General features: G+C 36.1%; 21 protein-coding genes and 2 tRNA genes. 4 read left to right on the top strand and 19 right to left on the bottom strand.

The window, feature by feature from the left end:
* Positions 1 to 780 precede the first annotated feature (780 nt).
* Entirely contained in the window at positions 781 to 963 is a 183-nt protein-coding gene (locus ACIP9W_RS01170) for a hypothetical protein (RefSeq protein ID WP_400785249.1), read from the bottom strand.
* A gap of 471 nt (positions 964 to 1434) precedes the next feature.
* Positions 1435 to 2007: an RES domain-containing protein gene (locus ACIP9W_RS01165; RefSeq protein ID WP_400785247.1), complete on the bottom strand. Its 573-nt coding sequence runs from the start codon at positions 2005 to 2007 to the stop codon at positions 1435 to 1437.
* A 419-nt stretch (positions 2008 to 2426) separates the two neighbouring features.
* Between ACIP9W_RS01165 and ACIP9W_RS01160 the strand changes: the two genes are divergently transcribed.
* Together ACIP9W_RS01160 and ACIP9W_RS01155 are read left to right on the top strand one after the other, a co-directional pair.
* Entirely contained in the window at positions 2427 to 2696 is a 270-nt protein-coding gene (locus tag ACIP9W_RS01160) for a hypothetical protein (protein WP_400785246.1), read from the top strand.
* A gap of 315 nt (positions 2697 to 3011) precedes the next feature.
* Entirely contained in the window at positions 3012 to 3161 is a 150-nt protein-coding gene (locus ACIP9W_RS01155) for a hypothetical protein (protein WP_400785244.1), read from the top strand.
* A 433-nt stretch (positions 3162 to 3594) separates the two neighbouring features.
* On the opposite strand, the gene ACIP9W_RS01150 is transcribed toward ACIP9W_RS01155, so the two are convergent.
* From ACIP9W_RS01150 to ACIP9W_RS01135, 4 genes are all read right to left on the bottom strand, one after another.
* Positions 3595 to 4224 (bottom strand): hypothetical protein, encoded by a 630-nt coding sequence (locus ACIP9W_RS01150; RefSeq protein ID WP_400785242.1) that lies wholly within the window; start codon positions 4222 to 4224, stop codon positions 3595 to 3597.
* 24 nt (positions 4225 to 4248) lie between these two features.
* Positions 4249 to 5163, bottom strand: coding sequence for a Kiwa anti-phage protein KwaB-like domain-containing protein (locus ACIP9W_RS01145; RefSeq protein WP_400785240.1), 915 nt, complete (start codon positions 5161 to 5163; stop codon positions 4249 to 4251).
* A 584-nt stretch (positions 5164 to 5747) separates the two neighbouring features.
* Positions 5748 to 5939 (bottom strand): hypothetical protein, encoded by a 192-nt coding sequence (locus ACIP9W_RS01140; RefSeq protein ID WP_400785238.1) that lies wholly within the window; start codon positions 5937 to 5939, stop codon positions 5748 to 5750.
* A gap of 50 nt (positions 5940 to 5989) precedes the next feature.
* Positions 5990 to 6124, bottom strand: a complete 135-nt coding sequence (locus ACIP9W_RS01135) for a hypothetical protein (RefSeq protein ID WP_400785236.1) — start codon at positions 6122 to 6124, stop codon at positions 5990 to 5992.
* A gap of 244 nt (positions 6125 to 6368) precedes the next feature.
* On the opposite strand from ACIP9W_RS01135, the gene ACIP9W_RS01130 reads away from it, so the two are divergent.
* The gene (locus tag ACIP9W_RS01130) at positions 6369 to 6860 is read left to right on the top strand and encodes a tyrosine-type recombinase/integrase (RefSeq protein WP_400785234.1); all 492 of its coding nucleotides are present in this window, start codon (positions 6369 to 6371) and stop codon (positions 6858 to 6860) included.
* A 145-nt stretch (positions 6861 to 7005) separates the two neighbouring features.
* Here ACIP9W_RS01130 and ACIP9W_RS01125 read toward each other — a convergent pair.
* The 12 genes from ACIP9W_RS01125 to ACIP9W_RS01070 all read right to left on the bottom strand — a co-directional run bounded on the left by ACIP9W_RS01125 (position 7006) and on the right by ACIP9W_RS01070 (position 14883).
* Positions 7006 to 7079, bottom strand: a tRNA-Arg gene (locus tag ACIP9W_RS01125).
* Between the two features lie 240 nt (positions 7080 to 7319).
* Positions 7320 to 7393, bottom strand: a tRNA-Arg gene (locus ACIP9W_RS01120).
* Positions 7394 to 7565: 172 nt separating this feature from the next.
* The gene (locus ACIP9W_RS01115) at positions 7566 to 8060 is read right to left on the bottom strand and encodes a metallophosphoesterase family protein (RefSeq protein ID WP_400785232.1); all 495 of its coding nucleotides are present in this window, start codon (positions 8058 to 8060) and stop codon (positions 7566 to 7568) included.
* 9 nt (positions 8061 to 8069) lie between these two features.
* Positions 8070 to 8672 (bottom strand): XTP/dITP diphosphatase, encoded by a 603-nt coding sequence (locus ACIP9W_RS01110; RefSeq protein ID WP_400785230.1) that lies wholly within the window; start codon positions 8670 to 8672, stop codon positions 8070 to 8072.
* The gene (rph, locus tag ACIP9W_RS01105; RefSeq protein ID WP_400785934.1) at positions 8669 to 9427 is read right to left on the bottom strand and encodes a ribonuclease PH; all 759 of its coding nucleotides are present in this window, start codon (positions 9425 to 9427) and stop codon (positions 8669 to 8671) included. Before rph ends, ACIP9W_RS01110 begins: the two co-directional genes overlap by 4 nt.
* Positions 9428 to 9501: 74 nt before the next feature.
* Positions 9502 to 10299 (bottom strand): glutamate racemase, encoded by a 798-nt coding sequence (gene racE / locus ACIP9W_RS01100; protein ID WP_400785228.1) that lies wholly within the window; start codon positions 10297 to 10299, stop codon positions 9502 to 9504.
* A gap of 9 nt (positions 10300 to 10308) precedes the next feature.
* The gene (locus ACIP9W_RS01095; RefSeq protein WP_400785226.1) at positions 10309 to 10767 is read right to left on the bottom strand and encodes a MarR family winged helix-turn-helix transcriptional regulator; all 459 of its coding nucleotides are present in this window, start codon (positions 10765 to 10767) and stop codon (positions 10309 to 10311) included.
* A gap of 77 nt (positions 10768 to 10844) precedes the next feature.
* Positions 10845 to 11069: a helix-turn-helix domain-containing protein gene (locus tag ACIP9W_RS01090; RefSeq protein ID WP_093266715.1), complete on the bottom strand. Its 225-nt coding sequence runs from the start codon at positions 11067 to 11069 to the stop codon at positions 10845 to 10847.
* Positions 11070 to 11134: 65 nt separating this feature from the next.
* Entirely contained in the window at positions 11135 to 11584 is a 450-nt protein-coding gene (locus ACIP9W_RS01085; RefSeq protein ID WP_400785224.1) for an acyl-CoA thioesterase, read from the bottom strand.
* Positions 11585 to 11686: 102 nt separating this feature from the next.
* On the bottom strand, positions 11687 to 12463 hold the full coding sequence (gene sdhB, locus ACIP9W_RS01080) for a succinate dehydrogenase iron-sulfur subunit (protein ID WP_142538703.1): 777 nt from the start codon (positions 12461 to 12463) through the stop codon (positions 11687 to 11689).
* Positions 12464 to 12465: 2 nt separating this feature from the next.
* Positions 12466 to 14223 (bottom strand): succinate dehydrogenase flavoprotein subunit, encoded by a 1758-nt coding sequence (gene sdhA, locus ACIP9W_RS01075; protein WP_282243809.1) that lies wholly within the window; start codon positions 14221 to 14223, stop codon positions 12466 to 12468.
* Positions 14224 to 14271: 48 nt separating this feature from the next.
* Positions 14272 to 14883 carry a succinate dehydrogenase cytochrome b558 subunit gene (locus tag ACIP9W_RS01070; RefSeq protein ID WP_142538705.1) on the bottom strand — a complete coding sequence of 204 codons (612 nt, stop codon included), beginning with the start codon at positions 14881 to 14883 and terminating at the stop codon, positions 14272 to 14274.
* 288 nt (positions 14884 to 15171) lie between these two features.
* On the opposite strand from ACIP9W_RS01070, the gene ACIP9W_RS01065 reads away from it, so the two are divergent.
* The gene (locus tag ACIP9W_RS01065) at positions 15172 to 15585 is read left to right on the top strand and encodes a YslB family protein (protein WP_282243812.1); all 414 of its coding nucleotides are present in this window, start codon (positions 15172 to 15174) and stop codon (positions 15583 to 15585) included.
* A gap of 427 nt (positions 15586 to 16012) precedes the next feature.
* Here the strand turns inward: ACIP9W_RS01065 and ACIP9W_RS01060 are convergent, their stop codons facing one another.
* Positions 16013 to 17233 carry an aspartate kinase gene (locus tag ACIP9W_RS01060; protein WP_400785221.1) on the bottom strand — a complete coding sequence of 407 codons (1221 nt, stop codon included), beginning with the start codon at positions 17231 to 17233 and terminating at the stop codon, positions 16013 to 16015.
* Positions 17234 to 17295: the final 62 nt, after the last annotated feature.

Raw genomic sequence — 17295 nt, 5'->3', positions numbered from 1 at the left:
TAGTGGATTTGGATAGGTTACTATCACCAACCCATTATAAAGGATATTTTTATGGAAAAATTATATTTCAGAAAATTCAGTTTTTTTATCTAGTATTGATTTATTTTAATGCGACGCTAGTGAGTTTCATTCTTAAAAACAATTTTATTTCAATTTCACGGTCCACTACGCACCCTCCATTTTACGTTTAATGTGAAATTTCTCGTTGTATAAGATATATTTCCACGTTAGGCGTAATAAAGATATAACATACCAACCGAAATGCCTAACCAACTACTAAACTAAATGCTACCCTAGTAGTTCGACCTAGCATATCTAAAATCCTTTAATATCAATAGCCAACAATAGGATTCAAAAATGCTAGTTTCGTGCAACTCTTACTACGTAAGAGAACCCTATGTGGCGTTATAGTCTTTAGATTGGAGGTGTTTTTAAATTGAAGAGAAAAATGAAAAAACAAATTTAGAAATTAATCATGTTATTAAAACTATAGAACGTATTTTTTCTTTAACTCCTTAAAGCAGAATCAATTTTCCCCTTAAGTCTGGCGAAATTCACAATTAATGTATTAATACTGTCCGTCATTTTTTAAATTAACTTATTTTAGTACTTTCCTCCACTGTTTGTATCTTCCCACCTCTATTTGGCGCAAATAAAAAGAACGCTCCGATTGGAACGCTCTCATTATTAAAAATCCCACCAAAAGGTGAGGTTTCGGTATTAATTAAACTGAACTGCACTTATAAAATCAAAAACTTTCAGTTGAACCGGCAGCATTTTTTAGAACTGCTGTAAAATGATATTCCTTCTCCATACAGTCATTTTTTCCCATTTGTTTTCATTATAAAATAATTCTGGCTCTGAAATTGTTTCTGGAATATCTGTCCACGTTACAGATTCTACAGTTGTATTGCCAAAAAGCTCATTTAAACGGTACCAATTCGGTACAGTATAAGTTAGCATAAAGTTTTCGACCTCATGACTAAACTTAATTCTTCATCTTGTACATCGTAATTCTCGCCTTATACTTCCTAAGTTTTATAACGCCCCTACACCATACGAGCGACTTTCATCGCATACAGTGTGCCGTCAACAGTTATTCTTCTTGCTTATTTCCCGGAAAGTTATCCTAAGATAATCCACTAGGCAAATTTTGTAGAAATTCGACAGAAGAAGATTGGTATCATTCTTACTTAGCAAAATACATTAAGACACTTTCGGTTCCAAATGAATATACTATACTAGTGAAACGATGTAAAATAATACAATTATGTTATTTAAACTTTAATCCTGCTCAGGTTGAATAATAGGAACTCCAAATAGTTTCGATATCTTTTATTGTTTGAATATCATATTGATTTATTTACCTCGTTTTAACTAGGCCCGATAACAAACATAGTTTATCTTCAATTTTATTCAGAGCTCTAGGCTCTTCTAAAGTATAGTTAGTTTTTGAATCCATCTTCCCTTTGGCAATAAAAAGAAATTCCATTTTTTCTTTGCATTTTTAAGAATCGATACGGTGCTTTTTTCTCCGGAACGAACTGCAGACGGATATCTCCACCCATCAAAGTTTTTGCATTTATAATCATAAAAAAATTTTCCGATTAAATTGGACACTCTATATCTAGCATTTTCTTCATCTGTTACTAATACGGAAAATTCATTTATCAAAAAACTACTTACTATTTCTTCAACTTCTTTATACTGAGAGTTAATTCCTTTGCTATGGGATATATCGATTAATTTAATTGGATCTATAACCTTAAAAAATAATAAATAAAATTCTTGTCCAACCTCTATTCTCATTTCTGCTAATGCAGTGCCGATATCCTCAGCGGCGTATAAAACTGGTTCATTTTTTTCGTTCAATCGTCCACGTTTTGATATATATTCTGATGGAGGGTACCATAAATCGCTTTCACATTTTATTGAAGAATCTATAGTTCTAATTCGATATAATAGAGAATTTCCTGGAATTTCTATAAACGGAATGTTCATAGGCATAAAATATGCGCCATTCCCATTATCAAAAAATAATATTTTTATAAGAATAGACCTTATTTCATCATCAGATATTGTATTAAAGTCAGAATCAGTTAACTTTTTTATACTTTTTTTCTCTTTCTTTTAGTTGCTGCAAATAGGATGTGCGAGAAGGAGGGTCATACCAATCGTTATTTTTAAGTTTTTATTTGCTTCTCTCATACTTTATCCTCCTGTATATCTGTTTAAAATAGATATGTCCTTATTTTATTTACATTTCGACAAAAGAGGAAGAAATCTTTCTACACTAATGAATATTTCTTACAATGCATTAAGTTCCAAAGAAATAAAATCACCATACTTAATCACTTTAATTAACCGATTGACTTTTGGGGTTATCTAAAGGTATTCTAAAAGTACAACTAAAGGAAGTAATAAGTATGGCACAAACTTTTTTTCCTAAAAAACACATTTCAATACCAGCAAGCCCGCCACCCCCCCCTAATACTGAATATAAAATATCTATCGGTTACGAAAAATGGGATAACAACATGAACAAGGTTATCAAAGTTCAAATGGTTTATGATGGCGTAATTGCTGGAAGAAGAAGCCCTTCTTATCCCCTTCATACAGACGATTATGAAAGGGTATATAAAGAGATAGAGAAACTTTATGCTGAAGATACTGCTGCAATAACTAGTGTATGGTAACAATAACGAAATAGTAATTATTAATGAGACCTTTGTATTGGTCTCTTTTATTTTCCGATAAATCGCATTTAAATAAACGCAAGCTGATGCTGCATTTTCGAGTTTTTTTCAAACCGAAAAGAACGCCCAGGCTGATGTAGCCAAAGTTATTTTTGTTGTTTCCCACTCTACTCTGATTTTACTCCAGTTCTTCTACATGACACCTACCTCCAAATATTAATAAGGATACGAGTTTCGAAACTCCCAAAAAAATTAGTCTTTTCATAAAGATAATTATGGTGTACTTTGATATTAAGTAAAAAGGCGGTGATAATTATGATTAACGGCTGTGTTGTTGAAAATCTTAATGGTGAATGGAAAATCACTAAAGGCTTTCCGAATGCAGGGATGATTTCTAAGGAATCCTTCACTTCTCAGGAAGAAGCTCTCAAGGCACTTAAAGAAGGGAACTATAGTTTTTATTAATCACTGCGCGTTTTATGGCCGCGCCCCTTTCGTTCCTTTGTATTCGCCTCTCAATAAGCATGTCATATCACTTGTCAAATCCATACTTAGATATATTAAAAGAACCTACCTCAACTTCTGCTTAACTTGACTATATAATGAGGGTTCAATGCGAACATTGCCCTAGTAAAAAAAGAATAAACAACATTATTCCCAGACCAAGACAACCTGGCAAGCAACCTGAACTGTCAGGTTGTCTTCCACCTTTCCTGCCTATCATATAACCATTGGCAACTTCTCTTGCAAATCGTCTACCGGAATAATTTATGGGCGAACGCATATCAACACCTCCCATTGAAAATATTCGCTAAAGTTCGGTAAAAGCCTTCTTTATGAAATAAAAAAAAGCCACTTTTTAATTTAATTAGATGCGGCTCTTTAAATATTATATTACTTATCCATACAAATCATCTGGATTATCTCTTCTTTGCTGATGTTCAGTTAAAATATAAATATCCCCTACCAAATTAACTTTTTTTACTGGTAAATTTCTTTTTGCAATTATCTTTAACTTTGATTTGTTAATTTTAGTAATGTAAATCTGATCCTCAGCAGAAAAAACATTATATCCAAAAACATTATACAATGGATTCATAAAAAGTTGATCATTTCTTACGTAAAAGGTACCAATAATAATAAATAGAATGATGTTAATTGCCAAACTTCTTGGACTATGGATATCCATTGTTATCAATGGGACAATATAAGTAACTATATAGCCCAGAGTATCCTCTCTGACAAATTCTGTATCTTTTATTTCACCTATTCTTCCTTCTGTTTTAGTGTAAACTAAGAAAAATAAAAAAACACCAAATAGGGAAAGTAGACTTAATATTAAAAGCCCTAGCCAAAAAAATGAAACAGGTATACTCGTTTGAAAAAACTGGCTAAAAAGTTCCTTTGGAGCAAGAAATTTTCCACTTTGATCACGTATTTGTAAGTTTTGGATAAATAATAATAAATATAGTGGAATAAAAGATGAAAGGTAAAAAAGTATTTTTTGAATTATTCTTTTAACCTTCATACCTTCCCCCCATTCTATTTTTTATTATTGTGAAATATCTTCACCTACACGATTTAATATTAAAGATAGGTAATACGCATCCGCGATACAAAAAAGTATTTGACTTCGCACCTGTCTATTCCGTGTATATATAATCTGTCCCGCTTCATTAAGTTCTATTTCTAAGTCAGCCTCTGCTATAACGTTTGGAAGTAGATGTGCATTTGTCAGAAATCCCTCGATTCGGCCAGGCGTATTAATAATCTTTGTAATTCTCTTGGACGCTTGCCTGTCGTTTAAGCAATCATCTCTGAATTCTTCAAAATTAGAGATAACATTTCCATCCTCGATGTGATTCAAAGCCTCTGTTGCTCTATTAGTGAAATAATCCTGCAGATTAAAAATTGTTTGCAATGCGAACCTGTTAACAATCAACATTTCCTCTTGATATACTAATATATCAATGTCTCGGTCTAAACCTATGAAGAGATCGTTATCAAATTTACGCAAAGTATTATCTTCTATAAAAGTTGCAATTCCTCGTCTGATCTTTTTCATCTTCGTGAATCGTCTGAATATATAAACAGACTCCTCGTTATGAGTAAATCTTATGCAGTAAAAATTTATGTCGTCTAAATTCATTTCATTCATATCCCCATGAATGTTTTCCTCTGATTCTATTTTTTCTAAAGTGTCGTTAACATGAGCCACATATAATGGGGCAACTGATAGATATCCGTCTTGGCCAACATTGGGATTATATTCTTCTTGTGGAAGGTCATATAATCTAGTCCGGAGTACCTCTGTATACAAATCTTTTAAATCTTCTTGCATTTGCTCTCGTACTAGAGGCTCATAAACCTCATATTCTCCCTCTATTTTTTGTACAAGTTTCACAGAAATATTTCCTGTTTCTAAATTGAAATCTTCAATAAATTGTCGAAGTGTTGCAATATTCATTTCTATTATCCCCTTTAAAATATGAATTTAATAAAACTATCATACAATATTTGGGGATACTGGTAAACATATTAACTCCCTCAGGAACATTTGTTCTGTATATATTTTATCATCATTTCGACAAAATGCAATGAAAAACTACCACAAACTATAAAGGGGATTAAAGAATTTTTGGTAGCTTTTTAGAGGAAAAATTTCACACTATCATCATAATCTGAAACAAATGACAAAACAATGACTCGTTTTGGACATTAGTCACCATCCAATCAATCTTATTCGGTCTACTCCAAAATCAATACTGACAAGCTTTCTATCGCTTCTCTCAGGTCTCTGTTGACTGTACGAACATGTACATAATGACATTCAGCAACCTGTTCAAAAGTTTTTTTGTTTCCTGAAATATACAAAAGGCCAATTGTTTTATACTATCGATATCGCTCGGAATTTTGAGACTGTTCTCACATCACTTTATAAATATGAAGCATTCTGTCGATGAACATGACCATTGCTATTGTTCGTTCTTTAGAACGCTTAATGGATCTTATCGCGAATTCATCCGTTTCCAACTCATCTAGTTCTAACTTTTACTCCAAGTCTATTATATCTGATTTGATATCTGCCGTATTCGCTACAAACGATCGATAGTTTTGTAATAGCAGTTCCGCATTTCGTAATCTCCTGTCGTGCTTTTGTTTTTCTTGCTTTTCAATTTCCTGCTTGTGAATTTCCAATACGGTCTTTGTAATTACCTCAAGGTGTTTTTCACATAACCTCATTCTTCATCCCTCCGCTTACTTTTTCACAATTCCAAGCGTTTGGAAATTTATTAGTCGCCTTTTATCCATTCGAATCTTGCTTTCAAGGCATTCATCAAGAGGTCTTGCGTACTCATTTTATTTAGAAATGCTGCAATGACATCTTCATCTACTCCTCTCCTTACTGTTAAGTGGTGAATGATCACCTTCTCCGTTTATCCTTGTCTATGCAGACGTTTATTCATAGCTGGTGTAATTCCAAACTCCAGGCGTTATCATGGACGGAAAAAATGAGACCAAAAGTTTCAGAAAAGTTTACTCACTAAGAAGAATCACAACGATGGTTAACTTATATAGAAAGTAAGTAAGATGAAGGATTAGAATATTGGATGTCGTTACTTGGATTTGTGACAGGCATGCGATATGCGGAACTAGCTGGGTTAACGGAAGATGCTTTTAATTTTTTTTAATAACACTATATACGTCTATCAATCATGGAAGTACAAAGAAGGTGGCGTTTTTGGAGATTTTAAAAAAACACAATCTGAACGAACTATTGAGATGGACAAGATTACAATGGACAAATTTAAAAATTTCTTTAGGAAGCGTCCACATCAACTAGCAAATGAACATAAACTTGTGTTTTTCGAACCAGCAAATAAGATCAAAGTAGTTACCAATGATCGTTTAAATGATGTACTCCGAAATTCTTTAAAAGAGCTAGATATTAAACCTTCAATTACTGCACACGGATTACGACATACTCATGCGAGTTTATTAATTTTGAAGGATGTGTCGATCTATTATATTTCTGAACGTCTCGGTCATGCAGATATAGAAACAACCATCGGTTATTATGCTCACTTGTTAAAAGAACTACGAAAACAGGAGATAACCAAAACAAGAGACGTTTTTTTAAACATGCGTAAAAAGGTTGTGTAAAAAAATGTGTAAAACGAATAAATATTCTATAACAAAAACCATCAATTTCGGCTTCGGCGAAAAGAAAAACCGCTTAGAATGTTGGTGCAACAACATTTCCAAGCGATTTATCCTTCTTTTAAAACAAGTATAATTTTTAAGTGAACGTCCCAGGAGAGATTCGAACTCCCGACCGACGCCTTAGAAGGGCGTTGCTCTATCCAGCTGAGCTACTGAGACTTATGTATTGCGAAAGTAATTGAACGGATAACCAAAATTACCTTCTTTTTTATTATAAAGGAAATTCATCAAATTTCAACCTTTAAATGAAATTTTTTATACTCGTCATAAAGTTTCTGTAATAGGTACTAACAATAGACATTTATGACGCGTCGCAAAATGTTAAAACACTGAATGACTGAAATTTTCCTTTATCTAAAAATCCCTTCTAATATGAATATTAGAAGGGATTTTCTAATACGTCCCAGGAGAGATTCGAACTCCCGACCGACGCCTTAGAAGGGCGTTGCTCTATCCAGCTGAGCTACTGAGACAAGTACTCCCCCACCACACAGATAGGAAAGACAAGATTTATTATATAATTATATTTGAACAAAGTCAACGTTTTCTAAAAAAATTATATAATTTTTTTAATTAAACGTAAGTCAAATTTATTCAAGAACTTTCGCGTCATTTTTCTTAGGGGTATCCCCCTGTTCAATAATATCAAAAACGGATACTTTCTAGAATCTCATGCTCCGCAGAGTAAAAGTTTACAAGCCATGTATCTTCGACTTTTTCTACAATTGCATAACTTTTCTCTTTACGTCCACGAGGCATATGTAAGCTTCCTGGATTAATATATAAAAGGCCGTTTTGCAACTCTGCTCCAAGTAAATGAGAATGTCCGAAGCAGACAACAGTGGCTTGCACTTCTTCACCACGATATTTAAGCGGCATGAGCGTTGTTTTTACTTGATGCTTATGACCATGCACAACTAATATTCTTTCGTTCCCAAGTTCAATTATTACTTCCTCCGGAAACTCCTCATCAAAATCACAATTTCCTCGTACAATATGAATTGGCTTACTTTCAAAATAAGAAGCAGGTAATTCACTATCTCCGCAATGAATTACGGCGTCCACTTCTTTCCAATGTTCTATTACTTGTTCCATTGTTGCTGTGTCACGATGCGTGTCACTCATCACTAATATTTTCATCGGTATATCTTACGCTTTCCCGACTAACTCATCTAAATTTGCTGCCAGTAATTGGAGCGCATTACCTCGGTGAGAAATAGCCCCTTTTTCTTCCGCTGTCAGTTCAGCCATCATCTTGTTTTCAGAAGGAACAAAAAAGATTGGATCGTAACCAAATCCATTCGTGCCTTTTCTTTCTGAAGCAATAACTCCTTCACAAGCTCCCCTTACAGTAAATAGTTCACTTGTTGGAGATACTACCGCAATGGCACAAACGAATCTTGCTGTTCTTTCTGATTCTTTGATGTCTCTAAGCTCTTCTAGTACTTTATCGATATTTGCCTCATCGCTCTTCTCTTCACCCGCATATCTCGCAGAATAGATGCCTGGGCGTCCGTCTAGGGCGTCGATTTCAAGTCCACTGTCATCTGCTATAACCATTGTTTTTAAACGGTTAGCTAGGGCCGTTGCCTTTAGTAATGCGTTTTCTTCAAAAGTGGTTCCCGTTTCTTCTACATCCATGTCATCTGCCACATCATGAAGCGTTAGTACCTCGTATCCAAGTGGACCAAAGAGTGCTTCAAAATCTTTTGCTTTTCCTTTGTTTTTCGTTGCAATAATTATTTTTTTCATGCTTTTTCCGTATCTCCCTTTCCAATTTTAGCTGCTAATTCGCCAAGTGCTGCTTGTTGGATGTCCATTAATTGTTTAATACCGATTTCTCCTAAATCCAACATTTCCATTAATTGTTTCCGAGAAAATGTTGCTTCTTCTCCAGTACCTTGCAGTTCCACATATTCACCACTACTCGTTTGAACGATATTCATATCAACGGAAGCAGTAGAGTCTTCTTCGTAATTCAAATCTAGTACACCACCAACGTTTTCCAAAACCCCAACACTTGTTGCAGCTAAATATTCACGAACAGGAAAATAGGCTAGCTGCTTTTGTTCATATAGTTTTCCTAGCGCAATCGTTAGTGCAACAAATGCACCTGTAATACTTGCAGTTCTTGTACCGCCATCTGCTTGAATAACGTCACAATCAATCCAAATTGTCTTTTCCCCAATTACTTCTAGATCGACAACCGAGCGGAGTGCTCGTCCAATTAGACGTTGGATTTCCATCGTACGGCCCGTCACTTTCCCTTTAGATGACTCTCTTTGGTTACGTGATTCTGTTGCGCGTGGCAGCATGGAATACTCTGCAGTAATCCATCCTTTCCCTTGTCCTCTTAAAAACGGTGGCACTCGGTCTTCAATAGTCGCATTACAAATGACTTTTGTGCGGCCGACCGTTATTAATACAGAGCCTTCCGGATGGATTAAATAGTCAGTTTCTATTTTTACATCTCTTAGTTCATTTACTTTTCTTCCATCAGTTCTAATCATAAATATCTCCTTTAGTTCATTCCTTACGCAAAAGAAGACCCCGTTATTTAAGTTGTCTCAAGCTAACAGGGTCATTTGAATGAAATTGTTCGTACATCTGCATTTTGTACCTCTAACCATTTTTCCACAATTGTTTTAAAAATCGGGACAGATCCCGTCGTATAAAAAATAGGTGTTTTTTTCTCCTCAATTGGATGATGCATATGATGATAATCCAAATACTCCATAACATCTTGAGCGGTTTCTTCGGCAGAGGAAAGCACTTTTACATTCTGACCAACTGCATCTTCAATATGCTTTTGTAGTAACGGATAATGTGTACACCCGAGAATAACTGTATCGAATTGTTCCTTTTTTAACGGCGATAATGTCTCGATCACCATGTTCCTAGCAAACTCGCCTTCATATTCATTACTTTCAACGAGTGGAACAAAGGTAGGGCAAGCAAGTGGAATAACTTTGCTGGATGTGTTTAAAGCTGCTATCGCTTCTTCATACGCTCCACTTTTAATCGTACCGCTTGTACCCAGCACTACGATTTCATTTTTCTTTGTTGCTTTAATCGCAGCCCTTGCTCCTGGAAAAATTACACCTATAACAGGAAAAGGCATTTTTTTACTTAATGAATTAAGTGCCACAGCCGTTGCCGTATTACAAGCAATAACGAGCATTTTTATATTCATTTTAGCAAGCGCCGTAGCGAGTTGCCATGTAAATTTTCGCACCTCTTCGCTTGACCTTGGTCCATATGGACATCTTGCTGTATCTCCTATATAAATAATTTCTTCATTAGGTAGATGTCGCATAATTTCTTTTGCAACAGTTAATCCACCTACTCCAGAGTCTATAACACCAATTGGGGCTTTCACGTTAATTCCTCAGTTCTTTTTCATCTCTTGATGCAATTTTTCTAATAAAATCGATAAATTTGCTACTTCTTTTTCGTCAAACTGACCAAGGATATCTTTTAAGTATTGCTGTCTTTTATCAATAACCTCTTCAATAATACGTTCGCCTTCCGCAAGTAAATGTATACGCACTACACGGCGATCTTGTTCATCTCTCACTCGTTGAACTAGTTCACTTCTTTCCATACGATCGATTAAATCAGTCGTTGTACTAAAAGCTAGATACATTTTAGTGGAAAGATCACCGATAGTCATGTCTCCAAGCTCTAGCAGCCACTGAAGGGCCACAAACTGCGGTGGCGTTATTGTATATGCATTTAAAATTTGACGGCCTCTTTGCTTAATAATTCCCGATATATGTCGAAGCTCTTTTTCTAAAAAAGCAACATTTTCTTGATTATGTTCCGTATTCATTCTATCATCTGCCATATAATCCTTCACTCCTCAAAACAATTCTACATATTTATTATTGTGACGTGTTCTGAGGAAAATGGCAAGGATTCAGGTTAGTTCAACGATAGTTCGCCTAGTCTTAATAGTTCCACAATTGCTTGTGACCTTCCCGATACTCCTAATTTTTGTATCGTGTTAGAAATGTGATTTCTGACCGTCTTTTCACTAATTGATAACTGAATTGAAATTTCTTTTGTAGAATTATCTTCTACAAGTAACTGAAAAATTTGACGTTCTCTGTTCGTCAAGATTGATCGATGCTGATTGTTATCGTACAATGCCTTAGCCCCCTATCCACTCTCCTTCTAACGTATGTAGCACCGGGATAGTAGGTGACGGCTAGTTAGCACTGTTTTTGAAAAACTTCTCGTACTTTTTCATTCCACTTTGAAGCTTTACCTGTTTTTTTGTCAATTTGGACGATGGAACCCCTGCCAGTAAAGACAATTTCGCCTTTTTCATTTTTCGCCATATAATGTAGATCAACGGACGAAGAACCAATTGTATTTGCTTTTACATAGATCTTTAGTTTTTCATCGAAGAATACCTGTTTAACATAATCACATTGCAAATCCGCCACAACCGGGATTTTCTCTCCATTTGGATTCAACCAGTCACTCATGAGAGTGATATGTTTAAAATATTCAATACGTGCATATTCAAAATAAGCAAACGTTACTGTGTTATTCAAATGTCCATACATATCCGTTTCCGAAAAACGCACACTTACTTCCACAAAAAAAGAAAAATCCTGTTCCCAACTCGCAACATCTTCTATGTAACTAGCTCGCATAAAAACATTCCCCCATAAATGAATTTTTATTCATTTATTGTAACAGAGAAAGAAAAAATCTGCATAGAACATTTCATTCTACGCAGATTTCCACATTATATATTAGTCAACCATATGGTCGCTTCCGAAGAAGTTTTTAAACATTTGAACTGTTGTATCACGGTTCAATGCAGCAATAGAAGTAGTTAAAGGAATACCTTTTGGACATGCAACCACACAGTTTTGTGCGTTACCGCAGTTTGCAAGGCCTCCATCTCCCATAATAGCATTTAAGCGTTCATCTTTGTTCATCGAACCAGTTGGATGTGCATTAAATAAACGTACTTGTGATAGTGGAGCTGGTCCCATGAAAGATGCACCACTATTTACGTTTGGACAAGCTTCCAAACAAACACCACAAGTCATACATTTAGATAATTCATATGCCCATTGACGTTTACGTTCTGGCATACGTGGTCCTTCACCAAGATCATAAGATCCATCGATAGGAACCCAAGCTTTAACTTTTTTCAATGAATCAAACATACGAGTTCTGTCTACTTGTAGATCACGAACAACAGGGAATGTTTTCATTGGCGCTAGTTTAATCGGTTGAACCAGTTGATCGATTAATGCAGAACAAGATTGACGTGGTTTTCCGTTGATAACCATCGAACAAGCTCCACACACTTCTTCTAAACAACTCATATCCCACGCTACTGGTGTAGTCGCTTTCCCGTCAGCATTGACAGGATTTCGACGAATTTCCATTAGGGCAGAAATAACGTTCATATTAGGGCGATAATTCACTTCGAATTTTTCCCAATATGGAGTAGATTCCGGAGTATCTTGACGAAAAATTTCAATTTGAACTTTTTTAGTTTCAGTTGCTGTTACCATGATTAATTTTCTCCCTTCGTAGAATAATCACGTTTACGAGGTGCAACAAGCGATACATCGATTTCTTCATAATGGATAACTGGAGCTCCAGTTGCTGGATCAAATTTTGCCATAGTTGTTTTCATGAACTCTTCATCATTACGCTCAGGAAATTCAGGTTTGTAATGAGCTCCACGGCTTTCATTACGTTGAAGAGCACCTAGTGTAATTACACGAGCTAACACAAGCATATTTTTCAACTGGCGAGTAAAAGATGCACCTTGGTTAGACCATTGTTGTGTATCATCCATGTTAATATTTTCATATCGTTCAAGCAATTCTTGGATTTTTTTGTCTGTTTCTTCTAATTTATCATTGTAACGTACTACCGTTACGTTGTCAGTCATCCACTCACCTAATTCTTTATGAATTAAGTAAGCATTTTCTGTACCTTTCATCGCAAGCGTCTTATCCCATTTTTCTTGCTCAAGTTTCACTTCAGCTTCGAAAATGGAGTCGTCCATATCGATCGCATGAGTTTTTAATTTACTCATGTAATTAACTGCATTTGGTCCAGCAACGCTTCCGCCGAATACAGCTGATAGTAGAGAGTTTGCTCCTAGACGGTTCGCACCATGTTGAGAATAATCACATTCACCTGCAGCAAATAGACCTGGAATATTCGTCATTTGATCTTCATCTACCCAAAGTCCACCCATTGAATAGTGAACAGCAGGGAAAATCTTCATCGGAACTTTACGAGGGTCATCACCAGTGAACTTCTCATAGATTTCGATAATTCCACCTAGTTTAATGTCCAGTTCGTGTGGATCTTTATGTGAAAGATCCAGGTAAACCATGTTTTCCCCGTTAATACCAAGTTTTTGGTTAACACATACGTCGAAAATTTCACGTGTTGCAATATCACGTGGCACTAGGTTACCGTATGCAGGATATTTTTCTTCTAGGAAGTACCAAGGTTTTCCGTCTTTGTATGTCCAAATACGTCCACCTTCTCCACGTGCAGATTCTGACATTAAGCGTAGTTTATCGTCCCCAGGGATTGCAGTTGGGTGAATTTGAATAAATTCTCCATTTGCATAGTAAGCACCTTGTTGATAAACGATAGAAGCTGCAGAACCAGTATTGATAATAGAGTTAGTCGTTTTTCCGAAAATAATTCCAGGGCCACCAGTTGCCATAATAACAGCATCTCCGCGGAATGCACGGATTTCCATTGTTTGAAGGTTCTGTGCTTTAATACCGCGACAAACCCCTTCGCTATCTTTTATAATTCCAAGGAATTCCCATCCTTCGAACTTCGTAACTAGACCATCTACTTCAAAACGACGCACTTGCTCGTCTAAAGCATATAGTAATTGTTGACCAGTCGTTGCACCAGAGAATGCTGTGCGGTGCATTAATGTACCACCGAAACGACGGAAATCTAATAAACCTTCTGGCGTACGGTTGAACATAACACCCATACGGTCAAATAAGCTAATAATTCCAGGAGCAGCATCAGTCATTGCTTTTACTGGTCTCTGGTTTGCTAGGAAGTCTCCACCATATACAGTATCATCTAAGTGTACTGCCGGTGAATCCCCTTCCCCTTTTGTATTTACAGCCCCGTTAATACCGCCTTGTGCACAAACAGAGTGTGAGCGTTTTACAGGAACTAATGAAAATAGATCTACGTGCGTGCCATCTTCGGCTGCTTTCATTGTTGCCATTAATCCAGCTAGACCACCGCCGACAACAATAAGTTTACTTTTTGCCATGCTATTCTCACTCCTCGATTTTATGGTAGTTGAATGTGTAAAAAGTTCTTATACAAATGCTAGAAGAGCTTGTACACCAACTACAGATAACGCTAAGAAGATTACTAATGTTACATATGTAGCAATTCGTTGTGATTGTGGTGATTGTGTAATTCCCCAACTAACTAAGAATGACCAAATACCGTTAGCTAAATGGAATGTTGCAGAAATAACCCCTACGATATAGAAGCCTAACATCCATGGATTTGATAAAATCTCAGCCATCATGTTAAAATTAACTTCTTTCGCACCAATCGCTGCTTGAAACCTTGTCTCAAAAACATGCCATGCGATGAAAACAACAAGAAAAATTCCAGTAATTCTTTGTAAAATAAATAAATAGTTTCGTAGCGTCCCGTATCTCTGTGGATTGTTTTTTGCGGTAAACGCAATATATATACCGTAAAAAGCATGGAACATTAATGGTAAATAAATGATGAAAATCTCCAATAAAATAACAAACGGAAGACTTCCCATAAAACCAGATGCTTTATTAAAAGCCTCTTCTCCTCTAGTAGCAAAATGATTTACTACTAAATGCTGCGCCACAAATAATCCAACTGGAATTATTCCTAATAGAGAATGTAAGCGGCGCCAATAAAATTCGCGATCTTTCGACAAAACAGTTACCCCCCTCAAATTTACATTTGCTCTGCATAAAACTATTCTAATAGAGTAGTTTTTATACGTGGTTCACATCATCATGTTACGAATTTATGACATATCTATTGTACTCTCATCATTTTAGAGCGTCAAGGCATCTTTAGACTTTTCAATAATCTTCTTGATTCATTTTTGAATAATAATTCGTTTATTTTTTCACAAACTATTCCATTACCACCAAGAAATTATTTATGATAAAATAGACGAGGACAAATGATACTCACTTTTTGAAAGAAGGGTTGCTACTTGAATGATAAGGAACATTCACATGTAACTTCCTTTGGATATGAATTACTAAGAGACCACGTGCTTGCTTCTATTCTCGGAAAACATGAAAAAGATATTTTATATTGGGCTGGAAAAGATCTTGCTCGCAAGTTTCCACTTTACTCGATGGAAGAAGCCATTACATTCTTTCAACAAGCAGGTTGGGGAACACTAGAGTTAGAGAAAACAACAAAAGACTCTGCATTTTATACCTTACATACGTTCAATTTACCTCAAAGTGGAAAAATAAGAAGCCACCGATTAGAAGCAGGCTTTTTAGCCGAGCAACAACAGAAAATTGGCGGTTATTTAACAGAATGCTACGACGAAGAACCAAATAAAAACGGAACTGTTTCCTTTCAAGTAAAATGGGATGTAAAAGTTACTAAATAAGCATTGAATGGCTATCAAGCCATCCAATGCTTTTCTTTTTAAATGTGAATACATGGTTAAAACTGACGGCGCTTCGCTTTCTGCGGGCGAGCGACGAATCTTCTCGCAAGAATCTACCGTGTTAAACGCTAAAATTTCGTAGTCGCTGAATAAATAATCCCTGAAAATGGCTAAGGGCAACTAAACTGCAGTTGAAAGCAACCATTTCTATACTGAGAGCAACCAAATTAGCACAAGGGCAACCAAAATACAGATGAACGCAACCAATTTTTCATATAACAAGTTTACTTGAAGTGAGACGTTAATGATTTTGTCATGTTCGAGACGAAATTAATAGCGACTCTTTGAATCCGAGCGGACACTCCAAGCAAAGCAAACAAGGGTCGTAACAATGTCACGACCCTTACCCTCCTGGTTGCCTGATCAGTTATTGCTTGATCGCCAAATCGAATTCATCGTGCAGGGCATTGGCTGCTTGAATCATCTCGTCTTGAGGGACAACAACAGAAACTTTTATCTCGGATGTACTTACCATCTTCACCGGAATATTTTCTTTTCGAAGTCGATCAAACATTTGCGCGGCAACTCCCGGATTGGAGACCATTCCTGAACCAACGATGGAAACTTTCGCTAAGCCTACCTCAAAGTCCGCAAATGTAAAGCCGAGCGTTTTTTTGTGGGTTTCAAGAACCGTAATTGCTTCTGCTAACGACTCTTTTTTGATAGAGAATGAAACAGCAGGTCTAACACCATCTACAATGGATTGTACAATAATATCAACATTAATATGATTTTCTGCAAGAGTCGTAAAAATGGATGCTAGTGAACCATTAAATGGTACATCATACTCAATTGTTAATCGCACTATATCCGATTCAAATGCTACCCCACGTACTACTAAATTATTTTCCACATCTACTTCCTCCTTTAAAATTGTTCCTTCATTTTCTGAAGAGCTTGAACGTACTCTTAATGGTATTTTATAGTTTTTTGCAAATTCGACTGCTCTTGGATGAAGTACTCCAGCACCTAGATTAGCAAGCTCAAGCATTTCATCGTATTCTAATTGTTCTAGCTTTCTAGCATTTGTAACGTATCTTGGGTCCGATGTATATACCCCTTCTACATCTGTATAAATATCACATACATCCGCTTCAATCGTTACTGCAATGGCAACTGCGGTTGTATCTGACCCACCTCTTCCCAGAGTTGTGATTTCTCCATTATTTGAAACCCCTTGAAAGCCAGCAACAATTACGATCTTATCTTCTTTCAATAAGTCGCTTATTTTAGAGCCATCCATTTTCTCTACTCTTGCATTTTTATGTACATTATCTGTCACGAGGCCTGCTTGCCAACCAGTTAGAGAAACGGCGTCTAGACCTAGTGCATTTAATTGGATCGCTAGTAATGACATAGTCACTTGTTCACCAGTCGAGAGTAGCATGTCCATTTCGCGTTTAGATGGATTTTCTGTTATTTCATTCGCTAAATTTACCAACTCATCTGTTGCTTTGCCCATTGCTGATACGACTACAACAATATCATGTCCTTTTTCTTTCTCTTTACTGATTCTGTTTGCTACGCTCGCAATTTTTTCTGTAGTTGCTACAGAAGTACCACCGAATTTCATCACAATTTTACTCATGGATATTCTCTCCCTTGTTTATCTGTAAGGATTAAAAAATGCTTTCCACATATTGTGAAAAG

The sequence above is a fragment of the Psychrobacillus sp. NPDC093180 genome (assembly GCF_044754065.1).
Lineage (GTDB): Bacteria > Bacillota > Bacilli > Bacillales_A > Planococcaceae > Psychrobacillus.
The sequence above is the reverse complement of the archived record's forward strand: the minus strand, read 5'-3'. Positions and strand labels throughout refer to the sequence as shown.

Coding starts and splice junctions, on each gene's coding strand:
- ACIP9W_RS01170 (WP_400785249.1), bottom strand. CDS start 963: ATGCTAACTTATACTGTACCGAATTGGTACCGTTTAAATGAGCTTTTT.
- ACIP9W_RS01165 (WP_400785247.1), bottom strand. CDS start 2,007: ATGCCTATGAACATTCCGTTTATAGAAATTCCAGGAAATTCTCTATTA.
- ACIP9W_RS01160 (WP_400785246.1), top strand. CDS start 2,427: ATGGCACAAACTTTTTTTCCTAAAAAACACATTTCAATACCAGCAAGC.
- ACIP9W_RS01155 (WP_400785244.1), top strand. CDS start 3,012: ATGATTAACGGCTGTGTTGTTGAAAATCTTAATGGTGAATGGAAAATC.
- ACIP9W_RS01150 (WP_400785242.1), bottom strand. CDS start 4,224: ATGAAGGTTAAAAGAATAATTCAAAAAATACTTTTTTACCTTTCATCT.
- ACIP9W_RS01145 (WP_400785240.1), bottom strand. CDS start 5,163: ATGAATATTGCAACACTTCGACAATTTATTGAAGATTTCAATTTAGAA.
- ACIP9W_RS01140 (WP_400785238.1), bottom strand. CDS start 5,939: ATGAGGTTATGTGAAAAACACCTTGAGGTAATTACAAAGACCGTATTG.
- ACIP9W_RS01130 (WP_400785234.1), top strand. CDS start 6,369: ATGCTTTTAATTTTTTTTAATAACACTATATACGTCTATCAATCATGG.
- ACIP9W_RS01115 (WP_400785232.1), bottom strand. CDS start 8,060: ATGAAAATATTAGTGATGAGTGACACGCATCGTGACACAGCAACAATG.
- ACIP9W_RS01110 (WP_400785230.1), bottom strand. CDS start 8,672: ATGAAAAAAATAATTATTGCAACGAAAAACAAAGGAAAAGCAAAAGAT.
- ACIP9W_RS01095 (WP_400785226.1), bottom strand. CDS start 10,767: ATGGCAGATGATAGAATGAATACGGAACATAATCAAGAAAATGTTGCT.
- ACIP9W_RS01085 (WP_400785224.1), bottom strand. CDS start 11,584: ATGCGAGCTAGTTACATAGAAGATGTTGCGAGTTGGGAACAGGATTTT.
- sdhB (WP_142538703.1), bottom strand. CDS start 12,463: ATGGTAACAGCAACTGAAACTAAAAAAGTTCAAATTGAAATTTTTCGT.
- sdhA (WP_282243809.1), bottom strand. CDS start 14,223: ATGGCAAAAAGTAAACTTATTGTTGTCGGCGGTGGTCTAGCTGGATTA.
- ACIP9W_RS01060 (WP_400785221.1), bottom strand. CDS start 17,233: ATGAGTAAAATTGTGATGAAATTCGGTGGTACTTCTGTAGCAACTACA.